Source organism: Caballeronia pedi (genome assembly GCF_001544915.2).
Taxonomy (GTDB): Bacteria; Pseudomonadota; Gammaproteobacteria; order Burkholderiales; family Burkholderiaceae; genus Caballeronia; species Caballeronia pedi.
This window is the reverse complement of the sequence record NZ_FCOE02000004.1, coordinates 269,192-283,111: the sequence shown is the minus strand read 5'-3', so window position 1 is coordinate 283,111 and position 13,920 is coordinate 269,192. Positions and strand designations below refer to the sequence as shown.

Annotated in this window: 11 protein-coding genes and 3 pseudogenes; 5 read left to right on the top strand and 9 right to left on the bottom strand. The window is 57.5% G+C overall.

Features of this window, described 5'->3' with window-relative positions; all coding sequences use genetic code 11:
• The first annotated feature begins 62 nt into the window (after positions 1-62).
• A complete protein-coding gene (locus AWB80_RS08450; RefSeq protein WP_061174181.1) occupies positions 63-650 on the top strand; it encodes a DUF308 domain-containing protein in 588 nt (195 codons plus the stop codon).
• A gap of 284 nt (positions 651-934) precedes the next feature.
• On the opposite strand, the pseudogene AWB80_RS08445 reads toward AWB80_RS08450, so the two are convergent.
• A pseudogene (locus AWB80_RS08445) lies at positions 935-1,686 on the bottom strand (SDR family NAD(P)-dependent oxidoreductase).
• Positions 1,687-1,781: 95 nt separating this feature from the next.
• On the opposite strand from AWB80_RS08445, the gene AWB80_RS08440 reads away from it, so the two are divergent.
• On the top strand, positions 1,782-2,741 hold the full coding sequence (locus tag AWB80_RS08440) for a LysR family transcriptional regulator (protein ID WP_061174180.1): 960 nt from the start codon (positions 1,782-1,784) through the stop codon (positions 2,739-2,741).
• Positions 2,742-3,102: 361 nt separating this feature from the next.
• Here AWB80_RS08440 and AWB80_RS08435 read toward each other — a convergent pair whose 3' ends face one another.
• The gene (locus tag AWB80_RS08435; protein WP_061174179.1) at positions 3,103-4,539 is read right to left on the bottom strand and encodes an MFS transporter; all 1,437 of its coding nucleotides are present in this window, start codon (positions 4,537-4,539) and stop codon (positions 3,103-3,105) included.
• A gap of 24 nt (positions 4,540-4,563) precedes the next feature.
• On the bottom strand, positions 4,564-5,037 hold the full coding sequence (locus AWB80_RS08430) for a nuclear transport factor 2 family protein (protein WP_061174178.1): 474 nt from the start codon (positions 5,035-5,037) through the stop codon (positions 4,564-4,566).
• A gap of 236 nt (positions 5,038-5,273) precedes the next feature.
• Here AWB80_RS08430 and AWB80_RS08425 point away from each other — a divergent pair, with 236 nt between their 5' ends.
• Both AWB80_RS08425 and AWB80_RS08420 read left to right on the top strand, forming a co-directional pair.
• Positions 5,274-5,918: a TetR/AcrR family transcriptional regulator gene (locus AWB80_RS08425; RefSeq protein WP_061174326.1), complete on the top strand. Its 645-nt coding sequence runs from the start codon at positions 5,274-5,276 to the stop codon at positions 5,916-5,918.
• A gap of 450 nt (positions 5,919-6,368) precedes the next feature.
• A complete protein-coding gene (locus AWB80_RS08420) occupies positions 6,369-6,692 on the top strand; it encodes a hypothetical protein (protein WP_061174177.1) in 324 nt (107 codons plus the stop codon).
• Between the two features lie 171 nt (positions 6,693-6,863).
• On the opposite strand, the gene AWB80_RS42920 is transcribed toward AWB80_RS08420, so the two are convergent.
• Positions 6,864-7,031: a hypothetical protein gene (locus AWB80_RS42920; protein ID WP_208635627.1), complete on the bottom strand. Its 168-nt coding sequence runs from the start codon at positions 7,029-7,031 to the stop codon at positions 6,864-6,866.
• Here AWB80_RS42920 and AWB80_RS44850 point away from each other — a divergent pair.
• Positions 6,991-7,242 (top strand): annotated as a pseudogene (locus AWB80_RS44850) (MFS transporter); the annotation flags it as partial. The gene AWB80_RS42920 and the pseudogene AWB80_RS44850 sit on opposite strands and share 41 nt — an antisense overlap.
• A gap of 191 nt (positions 7,243-7,433) precedes the next feature.
• On the opposite strand, the pseudogene AWB80_RS08410 reads toward AWB80_RS44850, so the two are convergent.
• The 5 genes and pseudogenes from AWB80_RS08410 to AWB80_RS08390 all read right to left on the bottom strand — a co-directional run.
• Positions 7,434-7,971 (bottom strand): annotated as a pseudogene (locus AWB80_RS08410) (IS66 family transposase); the annotation flags it as partial.
• Positions 7,972-8,058: 87 nt separating this feature from the next.
• On the bottom strand, positions 8,059-9,000 hold the full coding sequence (locus AWB80_RS08405; protein WP_160147423.1) for a phosphotransferase: 942 nt from the start codon (positions 8,998-9,000) through the stop codon (positions 8,059-8,061).
• Positions 9,001-9,251: 251 nt separating this feature from the next.
• A complete protein-coding gene (locus AWB80_RS08400; RefSeq protein WP_061174175.1) occupies positions 9,252-10,709 on the bottom strand; it encodes an efflux transporter outer membrane subunit in 1,458 nt (485 codons plus the stop codon).
• Positions 10,702-12,714 (bottom strand): ABC transporter permease, encoded by a 2,013-nt coding sequence (locus tag AWB80_RS08395; RefSeq protein ID WP_061174174.1) that lies wholly within the window; start codon positions 12,712-12,714, stop codon positions 10,702-10,704. The genes AWB80_RS08400 and AWB80_RS08395 overlap by 8 nt, the downstream gene beginning before the upstream one ends.
• 2 nt (positions 12,715-12,716) lie before the next feature.
• Positions 12,717-13,913 carry an efflux RND transporter periplasmic adaptor subunit gene (locus AWB80_RS08390; protein WP_061174173.1) on the bottom strand — a complete coding sequence of 399 codons (1,197 nt, stop codon included), beginning with the start codon at positions 13,911-13,913 and terminating at the stop codon, positions 12,717-12,719.
• Positions 13,914-13,920: the final 7 nt, after the last annotated feature.

Here is a 13,920-nt window from a genome sequence, read left to right as displayed (position 1 = left end):
CGCGCGAGGTGCGAATCTGTCGGTCATCGTGACCCTTAAGTCAATCTTCGCAAGGAGCAAGCATGTCCGACTATCCATTTCCCGATAAAACGCGTGTCAGCGGCGAGCGCTGGCTCAAACACTATTACTTCACGCGAACGGCGGTGTCAGTCGTTTGGGTTGCGCTGGCCTTCGCGGTCGGCTTGCATTCGATGGCGAGCGCAGCCGTGCTGTTAGTCATTTACCCCGCGTGGGATGCGCTTGCGAACTATGTCGACATGTCGCGAAGCGGTGGAAGTCGGAACAACCGGACGCAGATGATCAATGTCGCGATCAGCGCAGCCACGACTGCCGCGGTCGTTGTCGCGCTCAAGACCGACACAACGTGGGTTCTGAGCGTATTCGGCATCTGGGCCGTTCTGTCGGGACTGCTTCAACTCGCGACTGCGTTACGACGCTGGAAACGATTCGGCGCGCAATGGGCGATGATCCTCAGCGGCGCGCAGTCGGCGCTTGCAGGGTTCCTCTTCATCGCGCTTGCACCCGCGCCGCTCACGCTGGCCATTTCTAAAGTAGCAGGCTACGCCGGCGTCGGTGCCGTGTACTTCCTTATTTCGGCGGTCTGGTTGTCAGCCGGAGAATTCCGGCGCGATCGCGCTAGGGCGTCTTGAACGAGTGATGCCCCCGATACGATTCGGCCAGGATACCGGCAATGCATGATCACGCGACGGTCGAGAAAATCTGCATATTGGACGGAGGCATTTCCCGCGTAGAAGACGACTTGACCTCGTCCAAGATGAATACACACCGACCGTTACGCCTGGAGAGGCACCGGCGCGCCAAACGCGCATTTCAACCGCAAGTTTGCACAGCGATAAGCGACGCTGGCGAAGGTCAGACCTCGCTACGCTCGAGCCCCGCGCCGGTCTGTCAAAAGCGATCCAGCATCTTTATCTCACCACCGCACGGTGTTACCGCGATAGTCGAGAAACTCCAGGCCGGGGCGTCCTTGCTTTTCCACTAGAACATCGACGACGCCGGGCACGCTTTCTTCAATCGCGAGTCGCCCATCAGGCCCACCAGTTCAGTGCGTACCCATCCTGGCGCCATCAGCAGCAGCGCGCGCTCTCTAGGCTGGCGCGCCGCGAAACTGCGCATAAACTGATTCAGCGCCGCCTTGCTGCCACGATAGACTTCCCGCTGCCCGGACTCGTTGTCGGCGATGCTGCCTTGCCCGGACGACATGACTCCAATCAGACCATCCGCAGGAACCAGATCTGACAGGCGTTCGACAACCCGCATGGGACCGAGTGCGTTGGTGATCATCAGGTCGGCGAAGTCCTGAGTCGAAACTTCGCCGATGGTCTGCGTCGGTTCGGGGTTGGTCGTGCCAGCGTTGACGAACAGAATATCGAGCGTGCGATCCGATAGGCGCGCTCGCAGCGATTCGATCTCGTCGAGGGATGTGATGTCCACCGTTTCGATTTCGATCCTGCGCGGGTTTGCATCGGCCAAAGCGTGCAGCAAGCCGGAGTGGGAGCCGGCCCTGACCGTGCCGATGACATTCCACCCTTTCCTCACGAAATCTGCGGCCATGGCGTAGCCGAGACCGCGCGAAGCCCCGACAATCAAAATTTGTGGGGTATAAGCAGGGGTAGTGGCGTGAGACACGATGCTCCTCCTGGTAGATCGATGCGATGGTTTCATTTTGAAACCGAAGCCTGAGTTGCACCAGACGCCTTACCTGCAATCCATGATTGCACGACGCGCCATACCTATCCCGAATCGGATATGCTGGATCGATGTCACGCGTTGACCTCAATCTTCTTACAGCCTTGGACGCGCTGTTAAGCGAGCGCAGTGTCACTGCAGCGGCGCGGCGTCTGCACGTGAGTGTCTCGGCCATGAGCCGTACGCTCGCACGCTTACGGGCAGCCACGGGTGACCGGTTACTACTTCAGGCGGGCCGCTCGCTTGTCCTTACGCCCCATGCCGAGCAGTTGCGTGAGCGTCTTCCCGCCTTGACCCGCGAAGCGGAGGCTCTACTGAAGCCACCAGAGTACCGGTTCGACGCTGCAACTCTGGAGCAGCGCTTCGTCGTTCGAGCTGGCGAAGGATTCATCGATCTTCTCGGCGCCGCGCTGATGGACCAAATCAATGGCACGGCGCCCGGCGTTCAGATTCGTTTCACACCCAAGCCGGACTGGGACGCCCAAGCGCTGCGAGACGGCAAGATCGACCTCGAGATCGGCACCGTGAAGACTTCTGCTCCCGAGATGCTGACTCGGTTGCTGTTTCGTGACCGATACGTGGGCGTGTGCCGCGTTGACCATCCGCTTGTGAGTAGCGTCGGCGTGTCACTCGAAAAATGGCTGCAATTAGGTCACGTCCTTACTGCGCGGCTTGGAGAAGAATCGAACGCGGTAGATGTGTCGCTGGCAGCTCATGGCTTGCAGCGGAAGGTATCCATAACGGTGCCGTCGTACGGCAGCGCGATGCAGGTTGCTCGCCGGTCCGACTTGCTCGCCGTCATCCCGCAGTCCTGCGTGGGCAACACGTTCGCGCCGAATCACGCTGCGGCGAATGGACTGCACTGGTTCGAACTGCCGGTGTCGACACAAGCGTTCAATGTTTCGGCGATCTGGCACCCGCGCCTTGATCATGACCCGGCGCATCGTTGGCTCCGGGCCGAGGTTCTGGCGATCTGCCTAACCGCTTACCCGCAGCACACGGTCAGCGGCAAGCGATCGTCTAGCCTGTAGCGGAGCCCTTCAAGGCACTCATCACCGCAGCCGCGCTTCGACCGACAGGACCAGTTGCCCTTCCTCCAAGACACCAAGCAAGGGCCAGCCTCGGTCACCGGCATTAGGCGATAGACGGCCAGTTTCTGCCGGTCGGCTCTCTCGCGAGGCCGTCATCCGAACGGCTCGTTCTCCTTGATACCAGCCGCTTGCTTGACTCCCTTCAGTCGGGCCAAGGGGCAGCGACAGATTTATTTAGGCGCTTTTATTCCGGCTCCTTCGTGCTCGTCATACGAAACATTCGCGTTCGGAGCCATGATCGCGCAAGCGTGTCAGCAGGCGAGCGTCCAAATCGAGTCGACGAGAGTGATGGAGGCTGGACTTAATGAGGCGCGGTCCTTGCAGCGGCATGAACGCTCGATCTTGAAGCGACGATAGACAGGACGGCGGAAACGGTCAGACTGCCGCCGACGCACATCATTGCGACGACCAGTGCTCTGGCCAGGGTCGCCGGATCCGGCGAAGTCCCCGCGACACTGAAGAAGACGCCGCCGATGACCGCGACACCCAGTGCTGCGCTGATTTGCAACGCCGAATTCGTAATTCCCGCGATCATCCCGGAACCGGTCGTCGGTGCGCGATTGATAACCGAGCGCACCAGCGTCGGCAGCGCCCAGCCCTGACCGAATCCCAAGAGTGCTACCGCCCCGATCAGCGGAAATTGAGCCGGCATCTGTCCGGGCGCGCCAGCCACAAGGGCGGCGAGGAGTGCGCAGCCGGCGACCTCGAGCATCATGCCGATGGCGGGGACGTGGTCTCCGAAGAGGCGGATGGCCAGCGGGGTGGTCAGTGGCCCGACGAAGGCGCCGACCCCGAAAGGCAGGAAAATCAGCCCTGTCTCGAATGGGCTCATGCCAAGTGCCCCCTGGAGGTAGACGGAGAATGTCAGGAAGAAAGCAGAGACGACGTAGAAGAACAGGACGCCCGTAAGCCCGCTCATCAGGCCTGGCCTCTGTATCAGCTCCACGCTGATTAGGGGCACGCCGCCTCGGCGGGCGTATGCCATTTCATATCGGAAGAAGCCTACCCCAGCGACGGGGCACGCGACGAGCATTGCACAGGCCCACCACGGCCAATCAAGCTCGCGCCCTTCAACCAGGGGCACTATGAGCAGGCCCAGCGTGAGCGCGCAGAGTAGCACCCCGATCCGGTCGACGGGTGCCGGGTTGTCACCGCGGGCGTCGGGTAGCAACTGTGGCCCGAAGATCAGGACGGCGACGACGACGGGCAAGTTGATAAGAAAGATGAAGCGCCATTCCAGATGAAAGATGTTCGCAGAGATCAACGCACCCCCGAGCGCCTGCGCGGCTACGGCGGCGAGTCCCACCGCGGCGCCGTAGAGGCCCAAAGCGCGCGCGCGCTCTTTCTCTGGGAACAGGGCGTGAATGGAGGCAAGTCCTTGCGGCGCCATGGCGGCAGCGCTCAGGCCCTGCAGCACACGCCCGAGGATCAGTATGGCGGGTGACGGTGCGAGACCGCAGATCACCGATGTCAGGCCGAAGCCCGTAACGCCGATCAAGAAGATCCTCCGCCGGCCAAAGAGATCGCCTAGCCGTCCTCCTGTGATAAGGAAGACCGCGTAGGCCGCGGCGTATCCGGAAATGACGAGTTGCAGCTCTGCAGCGCTCGTATGGAGGGTACTTTGGATGGACGGCAGGGCGACATTCACGATAAAGAAGTCCAGCGGAGGCAGAAATGCACCCACCAGCAACACCGCGAATGCGGACCATCGACGCGTGGAAGAGGTTGTCATATGCATAAGTCTCGACGGCTGCGGACCGCGTCAGGCCGGGCGGCCGAAGCGTTCCGTTCCTGTGATGGGGTGCCAATTTTGGAGCGGCGTGGCGTAGTGCATGGTGAAGGTGCGCTCGAGGAATGCCCAGCGGCCTTCGCGTCGCTGATAGACGTCGCGGTATTGGCCGCTCACTTGAAGTGTGCCCTGATCGACGTCGTAAAAAAGACAGTCCGCCGCCACCAGCCCGTGGCCGTTGTCACCGTCCACCGTGATCAGGGCGTTCGCCATCCAATGATGCATGTGGGGCATGCGCTTCATGTTGATGCGTGCTTGCGCCAGGATGGCCTTCAGGCCGTCGGAGTTGCCGTTCGCGCCTAGGAGCAGTCGCGATTCGGAATGCCAGAGAGTGGCCAGCAGCTCGACGTTCATGGTGTCGAACGCCTCGGCGTAGTTAGCGATTAGCGCATCGATGGCAAAGCGGCTTTCGATGGCGTCGAGGCGTGCTTCAAGTTCTTTAGACATTGATTGTTTCCGTACCGATTGATACACAAATAAAGAAAAAAATGCGGGGTTCGCTTGGTGAACCCCGCGCTACTCTTACTTTACATACCGACTGGTACAAATATAAAGGGGCGTGGAAGGCCGTGTCAACCATCGTGTTGGAACGGCTCGCTGCGATGTGCGTAACCTTGCAAGTAGCGATTTGCTCAAATATTGTGTATCGACTAGTATATATATTTTGACTGACGGAGATGTTCATGGTTCAGCGGGGTCGGCCACGTGCGTTTGACCGGGATGCGGCGGTCATTTCGGCGATGCACCTGTTCTGGGAACATGGCTATGAATCGACGTCTTTGTCGCAGTTGAAGGCGGCGATCGGCGGGGGCATCTCCGCGCCCAGCTTCTATTCGGCCTTTGAGTCCAAGGAGGCGCTGTACAAGGAGGCGCTAGAGCGATACATGGAGATTTACGGCAAGCTGACCCGTAGTCTCCGTGACACTTCGCTTCCGCCACGGGAGGGTGTATTCCTGGCGCTACTCCGGTCGGCAAGAATGCAGACTGAGAGCGGCCACCCGAAAGGCTGTATGGTCGCGCTGGGGGTTGTCGGAGCCAGTTCCACTGGCAGCGAAGCCGTCACCCAGTTGCTTCAAGAGGTGCGCAGGCGCACACGCGCCGGCTTCCGCGACTGCGTAGAACGCGGCATTAAGAGTGGGGAACTGCGCAGCAACACGGATTCGGTATCGCTGTCGATCGCGTTGGACTGCTTTTTCCAGGGACTGTCTGTGCTCGCCCGCGATCGTGTCCGGCATGCCGTCATCGAGAAGGCCGTGACCGATGCGATGGGCATCTGGGATGCCGCAGTTGACCATCCGATGCCTGAGAAGCTCTGCAAAACCCAGTAAGCGCCCTTATTGCCTGAGAGCGCCCGGGCGGCGAACAACGCGCTAAGTGTAATCGGCGGACCACGCGCACCGTTCGCACTTTTAACCTCCAGCAAGGCCTGCTTCAATCAATCGGAGACGTAAAGCGCGTTGTGTAGACCATCCTTCGCAATACCGGGTCTGTTGGCGCCTATGACATGCTCGCAATCGGAGACGGGTGCGCAGCCGAAGGCTCGCTATGACAGTTTCACGTTTCGTTGCTGTCATTCGATTTACTTCCTTGTGACCGGCAGCTTCGGGTCGCTTTCTGTCTCACAGACATTGCGACGGAGCCTGCCGCAGCAGTTCAGAGAGGGGACGGACTACTCTGCTCCTCCGCGAGCAATCACAGACGAAACACTTAAAGAATGCCCGCTTCGCGCCGTTAACGCCAACAGGCAATGTTGCCGTTCTAATAAAAAAGGAGTAGCTATGGCCGATGTTCAAAGCCAGTCCAGCCGCCCAGCAATGACCACCGGCAAGGGCATGGGAATCTATGCGGTTTGTTTGGTCGTTCTTGTGGTAATGATCAACCTTTGTTCCCATGCGCGTATCGTTTCACCGTTCATGGCGATACTTGGATATCTCATCCTCGGGTTCGCCCTGAATCGGATCGTCCTCCGCGGTTTGATCGAGTGGCACCCCGTCTACAACACTCTGAGCAATGTGTCGCGCGCAAAGCTTGGAATGCTGTTGTTCTGGCCGCTGCGCTACCCGGTCATGTTCTTCCAGTTGCTCGTCTCGAAGCATCTTTGAGAAAGATAGATGCCCGCTGCGAATAGCGGGCAGCGGCTGCTAACTGCCGACGCTCGGCTCGCCTGTCTGCTCTTGCACCGCTCGAAAAGCGTATGTTAGGTCACGGTCTTTGGCCCCTTGATCCTCATTGAATGCGATAGCCAAGCCTCGTCCATGCAGCAGCGGCTTTCATCAGCCGCTGATCCGGCGCACCAGCGTGCAGAAATACTCCGCCGCCGGCGTCAACGGCAGCCCGATGCGTTGCACGATGCAGATCGGCGGCGCCGGCAACGCCTCAACCACCCTGATTTCCTGAAAGGCCTTGCTCAGCAGCGGATACCCGACGCGAGTGCGTGCCACCGGAACCGCGTCAGCTCTTGCATTTGGCCGACTTGGAGCGATTCTTAGCGCCTTTGCCGGAGCAGTCGTCATCACTGTTGGCGGAGCATCTTTGTATCTGACAATGCTTGGGGGCGCGATGCTTTTGGTCCTGGTATCGCTATCGGCAGTGAAAAATCACATTCCGGCACTTCGTCCGAAGCAAACGGCGACACAGGTCGTGACCGAGTAGCTTCAACGCTTCAACGATCCTTCTCCACGTCCTTGGGGAAGGTTCGAAACACCGGCCGGATATAACAGACCATTGTGATAGCTGATTTTATGCGCTTGCAGCGACTGATCATGTCGAGCCGGCACTTTCGGAAGCAGGGTGCAGAAACGTAAGCGCAGCGTGAGCGACGTCTTGACTCGAGATCGTGATGGTCAGACTGCGCGTCGGAATTGACCGGTGACGACCCACGGGGCGAGTTCGTCGACGCGGTTAATCGCATGGTCAGCGATGCGAGCGAGCACAAAGCGCAGATAAGTCTCCGGATCGATGCCGTTGAGTTTTGCGGTGCCAACGAGACTATGAATTGCGGCAGCAGGTTCGCCGCCGGAGGCTGCTCCAGCGAACAGATATTTGCGCCGACCGATGGCCACACGCGCAATGCGCGCTCCACGGGCAGATTGTCGATTTCGACCCGGCCATCCTCACAACAGCGACTGAGCGCTTCCCACCGGTTCAACGCGTAGAGAATCGCCTCGCTCGTAGCCGATTTGCGCGAGAGCGTTTCCGGCGACGTTACGAGCCACGCATGGAATCGGTCGAGCAACGGCCGCGAGTGCTCCTGGCGATCCGCGCAGCGCTGCTCGGAGGTTTCCGCCGGATCGTTTCTTCAATCCGGTATAGCGCGCCGATACGCTCGAGCGCTTCGGTGTTCAACTCGTTGAGACGCACCGCGTGTAATTCATAGAACTGTCCCTCATAAGCTCGCCGTACCCATGCCGTAGGACTGAGACACGCGACGAGCTCATCGCCTTCGCGCCCTCCATCCACCTTCGCCCGTCATTGAGTGACCCAATCCGTACCGCGCAGGCCTGGTGGCAATACCGCCCGTCGATCCATCTCATAGCGACCCGTCGCATCGGCGAGCTGGGCAATCGCCGATGACCACACAGGACTGTTTGTCCCTGCCACGCGGAAAAGCAAAGGCAACGCACGCGCTTCGTTTGCAATGAGCAATTCTGGGAGTAGAGATAAAGATCCCAAACACGCGTCATTGATTCTTGTGTATCCGCTTAAAAAAGCGGACCACAGGCGATGCTGTTCATCATCGCACGACGTAGCCAACCACCACGCTACCGTCGACAAATCGAACGCGGTAGGTCCTTGCGACGCCTGCTCGAAGTCGAAGAAGGTCACTCCATACTCCGACCGGCGCGCGTTGTCGATCCGTACATCACCATGGATGAAAGCGTGTTCGAGACCGGCTCTTTCGATAGCTTGCGCCGCCTTGTCTAAGCTCTTGCGAACGCGCGCGAACGCGTTAGCCTCTCGAGCCAACATTTCGGATGCGTACTTGCAGTAATCAGCAGGCGAGACATTCAGCAGTAAGGCACTTGCAGATGCGCTGGCTTGTACGTGCAGCGTAGCCAACGCCGCACCAAACGCATCGAGATCTTCTTCACTCAAGGTCAGACGATCACCGCGAGCCGCAGTACAAACAAGGTAGGCGCGCGAACGCCCCCCGCTTAGAGTAACCGCTCCGCTAGCCACTACACGGACAATGCCTTGAACTTGGCGACGCTCCATGTCCTTCAGAAGTCGTACCTCCAAACTCGGATCGATCGCTGACGGGAGGGGGACGGCATAAACTTTGACGAAGCACGCTTCGCCGTTTCTCTCAAGCGAGAAGACTTTGTGATACCCGTTCGATACGAGCTTGATGTTCTGAACGTCTCCGTCAAGTTGGTCCCGAATTGCCTCTTCTACTTGTCTGACGTTCAAAACGGACCTCCCAATCTCGCAGGCGACGACAGCCGCCACTCTCGCACGCGATTGTCGAGCTCGTAACGCACTATCCTTAGCAGTTTCTCGGAAATGTCTTCCAGCCAGATGCGTTCTGAGCTCGCTTGATCTCCAATGTTAGCTTCACCGGATGGTGCACTGAACTTGGTAACGCGGGCTTCAAACTCCGCCATGTATAGTCAACTTCAGGCAGGCGCGCCCTCGACGGTCGTTCCTCACGCCGCGTTGTCTTATCCCCGAGACGATTGCCTGCAATCATATGCGCCTGATGCTTCGCGATCTATGGCCGTTGTGTTCTCCATGCTGCCTCCGAGGGCAACCAGAAGCGCGGCACGGTTTGTAAGGCGATCCAAGTGAATCTGCGCGAGGGCTTCCTTCGCTTCTGTGAACGACTGCTGTGTTTGCAACCACGGCTGTACGGCCGTTTGCCCGGCAAAGAAACGTACTTTGGCGAGATGCGCTGCTTTGCGAGCTGTTTCAAGCTTCTCTAGCAGTTGAGTCTCTTCTCGCGCAAGTTCAGCGCTAATAGTCAATTCATCTTCGACTTCCCTAAGTGCAACGTAGACTGTCTTCCGAAAGGCTTGGGCAGCCGCGTCGAATTCTGCCTGGGATACCTTGATTTGCAATTGTGTCTGGTTCCATTGGAAGAAGGGCAACGCGACCGCTAATCCAAGATTGGCGATAGGGTTACTCAGGAAGCGCTCCAAGTTTACGCTCGACGTGCCCACGGAACCGGTAAGCGTGAGTGACGGGTATAACCGTGCACGAGCAATATCAATTTGCGAAAGCGTTTGCCGAAGCAGCCATTCCGCTGCGCGGACGTCAGCCCGGCGATGTATAACGTCTGCTGGCAGGCCTGCGGCTACGGGCTTCAGGGGTATGGAAGAAAGTCGGTCTGGTATTTCAACTGGCGTCTCTGGTGGATTGCCCATCAAGATTGCAAGTGCGTTGCGATTCTTCAGCACTTGCTCATTGAGTTTATCTATTGCAATGCCATCGGCAATCACCTTTTGCTGTGCCGCAACGACATCAATCTCAGAAACATCTCCGGCGCGGTAGCGCGCTTGCACTATCGCCAGGGTTTTCTTGGCATGCGCCAAGCTCTCGCCAGCGAAATTCAAGCTCTCGCTCAGAAAGCCAAGCTTCCAGTACTTTTCCAGGCTTTCTTTCACCATCTTAAGTCGAGTCCAATCGCCATCACTCTCGACTCTATTGACATTCCCATTCGCCGAATCACGTTCTGCTGCTAGCTTTCCTCCAATGTCTAGGTCATAACTCAGCGCCGCAGTGACCCCTCCGCCGCCCGACCGCATTCGACGGGCCGCGTCAGGGTCTGTGCTCCAGTCAACGCCTGCTCGCAAGCTAACATCTGGCGTCATGTTCGTAGCCACGGACGCAGCCTCTAATCTCGCTTTGCGCAGGCGATTAGCTGCAGTCAGCACATCAGTGTTCGATTCGAGCACGCGTCGCACTAATCGATCAAGGCGCTGATCATCGAACTCTTGCCACCAATCAACCCCAACATGCGCCCCGTCAATCACCGTTGCGGCAGTCCATTTCGCCGGGAGCTCGACTGGTGCAGGCTTCGCAGATCGGTGCGTGGCACATGCAGTCAACAACAACGCGGTCAAGACAAACGAAGCCTTGCCAGATCGTTTGAAGAACTTCACTAGCTGACCTCTATTCATGAGCGAGTGCATCGATTGGGTCGAGCCCGGCAGCACGGCGCGCCGGCATCAACCCGAAAACAACGCCTACTAGCGTTGAAGATATAAACGCTGTCACCGCTGTAATCGGGGAATGCAGCATCTTCCACTCGTCGGCTACATGAGAAACGAACGCACTTATTCCAAGAGACAGGATCAGGCCTATGAGCCCACCCGTCACGCACAAGAAGAGGGCCTCCGTGAGGAACTGCTGCAGTATGTCGCTTTGTCTCGCCCCCACTGCCATTCGAATTCCAATTTCGCGGGTGCGTTCGTTTATCGACACTAGCATCATGTTCATGACGCCGATACCGGCAACGCCGAGCGTTGTGATTGCTACGACGATCATGAGAATTGTCATGATGTGCTCCGTCTTATGGAGGAGCGTAGCGAAGCTATTCGCATTTAACGTAGTGAAGTCTTTACGGCCATGACGCTTGACAAGGGCACTACTGAGACGTGCTTCCGCGTCATCAGCGCGGAGCCCGTCTCGCACACGCACGATGAGTCGATTAGGCAGTTGACGCCCCATAATTCGAGTCGTGGCCGCCGAAAGTGGCATCCAAACGTTCAATGCATTCGGATCAGAGAACATGTCGGGTTTGTCTTCGATGACTCCAACTACTCTCGCCGGGACCTTATTCAAAGAGATAATTTGACCAATGGCTGCGCCGTGAGGACCGAACAACCTTTGTCTCGCGTGCTCGCTGATAACGGCCACCTGTGAGTTCTTTCCCACATCGTCATCAAAACCCGTCCCCGCTAGAAAGCGCAATCCTCGAACCTTGAAATAGTCCTTGTTGACACCATCAAGACTTCCGCGGCCGTGAGCACCCCCGTGCTGTAAGAGGACTTCCTGTTCAATTTCTGCGGTCGCGCTATCAACCTCGCTTTGCGTAGACAATAGTCTCAAATCAGAAAGCGTCAATGACCTTTTCAAGGATTGTTTTGCATCATCAGAATCGACGCTGGGCCAAAAAGTGATTGTGTTGGTTCCGAGCGAACGGATCATGTCAAGGGTGCGCTCTTTCGCTCCGGCGCTGAGCGCGACGATCGACACTACGGCCGCGACGCCTATGACGATCCCGATCATCGTCAGGGCCGTACGCAGCCGATTGTCTGCCAGACTTCTTAGCGCTATTTCGACGCTTGTTCTTAGGCAAGCAATGAAGCTTAGAAGACGCTCGCGTTCGCAGATGGCGGTATTAGCAGTCAAACCGGCTTTCCCTTCCACGGTCGTTAGATCGGCACAATCCGAACCTACAGACGGTGAAACCCTGGTGCGGCGAAACTCTTCCTTGGAAGTCGGCCTATCGTCAACAATGATGCCATCTTCAATTTTAATTATTCTGTGAGCGTGCTCTGCTACCCTCTCGTCGTGAGTCACTAGGATCACAGTGTGTCCCTGACGATGAAGTGAGTTGAAGGTCTCCATGACCTCTCGAGCGCTCTTCGAGTCCAACGCGCCCGTGGGTTCGTCACCAAGCAAAACTTTCCCACCGTTCATTAACGCTCGCGCAATACTCACACGCTGCTGTTGACCACCGGAAAGCTGATTGGGGCGATGCTCAACTCGATTCCCCAAACCGAGACTAGTTAGAAGTTCCTGAGCGCGACACCGTCGCCTAAAGGAAGGGCCGCCCGCGTAAACCGCGGGGACCTCCACGTTTTCTGTCGCGCTAAGTTGTGGGAGAAGGTTGTAACGCTGGAAGATGAACCCGAAGTACTCACGTCGGAGGCGCGCTAATGTCTCGCGATCTGCGTCGAGCACGCTTTCGCCATCGAGCTTATATGCTCCAGTGCTCGGACGAGCGAGACACCCAATGATATTCAATAAGGTTGTCTTACCCGAACCAGACGCGCCCACGATTGCGACGAATTCGCCCGCATTGATCGTTAAGCTAATGTCGTCAAGAATTAGCACGCTCTCATCGCCCGCATGATAGTGAAGAGTGACCTTCGAAAGCTCAATAAGCGGCTCTGACATGTTCAGCTGCCTTCCGAGATAGCTGAGTCTGCGAACGCGTTTAACGCCGGTCCGCTGTCAGTGATTACTCTCTCTCCGACTGCGAGCCCATCGCGGACTTCTGCCTTGACATTGTTGTTCAACCCGATTCTGACGCTACGTCGTACAATCTCGCCCCGATTGTTGATAACTTTGACTTCATAGCTTCCGTCCGGGGCCTTAGCTCCCACTGCTTCTGAAGGGATCGTTGGAACCCTGTTTGCAACACTGATCGCGACACTAACCTCAGCGGTCATTCCGATTCGAAGCCTATGCTTTGGGTTAGGGACGTCGAAATGCGCGTCGTAGAATATGGCTTGATGCCTGGAAGCCTCGCCGCTACCACGCTGACGAGCGGACTCGAGATACCCACGGGGTGCCGGCTCTACCGACCGCAGCCTCCCGCAATAGCGTTGCTCCGGCTCACCTAAGGTCGTGAAGCACGCGTTCTGCCCGACGCTTATGCGATGCACATCAGCCTCCGACACCTCTGCGCTCACCGTCATCGTGTCGAGGTCTGCAAGCTTCAATATGACTGGCGTCTGTTGCTGCGCATTTACCGTTTGTCCCTCTCGCGCGACGATCGCTACAACCTCTCCGTCGCTTGGCGCAACGATTTTTGTGAAGTCCAAATGGGCCTTCGCAGTCTCCACTTTCATATGAGCGCCACGAATATCTGCTTCCAGGCCTTCCAGATTTGCCTTTTGGCGTCGATACTCGGCCTCCGCCGTAAGATATTCTCGGCGTGAGGTTGCGTCTGCCGCGAGCATTATTCGATGGCGGTGCAGGGCCGTCTCGGCTTCAAACAAGCTGGCATGACGGGCAGCCCTTTTTGCAACAAGTTCATCTTCGCGGGCCTGGTCTTCCTTCAATTCGTTTTCCGCAACGGTAGGGTCGATCTCTGCAAGTAGTTGACCTTTCGTTACCTTGTCTCCAACTCGAACCTTCAAAGATTTGACTTGACCAGAAGCCTGTGCGCCGACATCGACCTGCGTTCTTCCATCCAAAGTGCCTTCGGCCAGGACTACATCCTCGATATCCCCCTCTTCCACAAGTGCCAAGCGGCGGTGCTGCGATTCGTCACAGTTCCGACACAACAATACAGCGATGGAAATGGCAATAATGAATACACTTAACGCGACTATCAAAGACCGTTTAGTTAGAACAGCGTTCCTGAGCAACGCGACA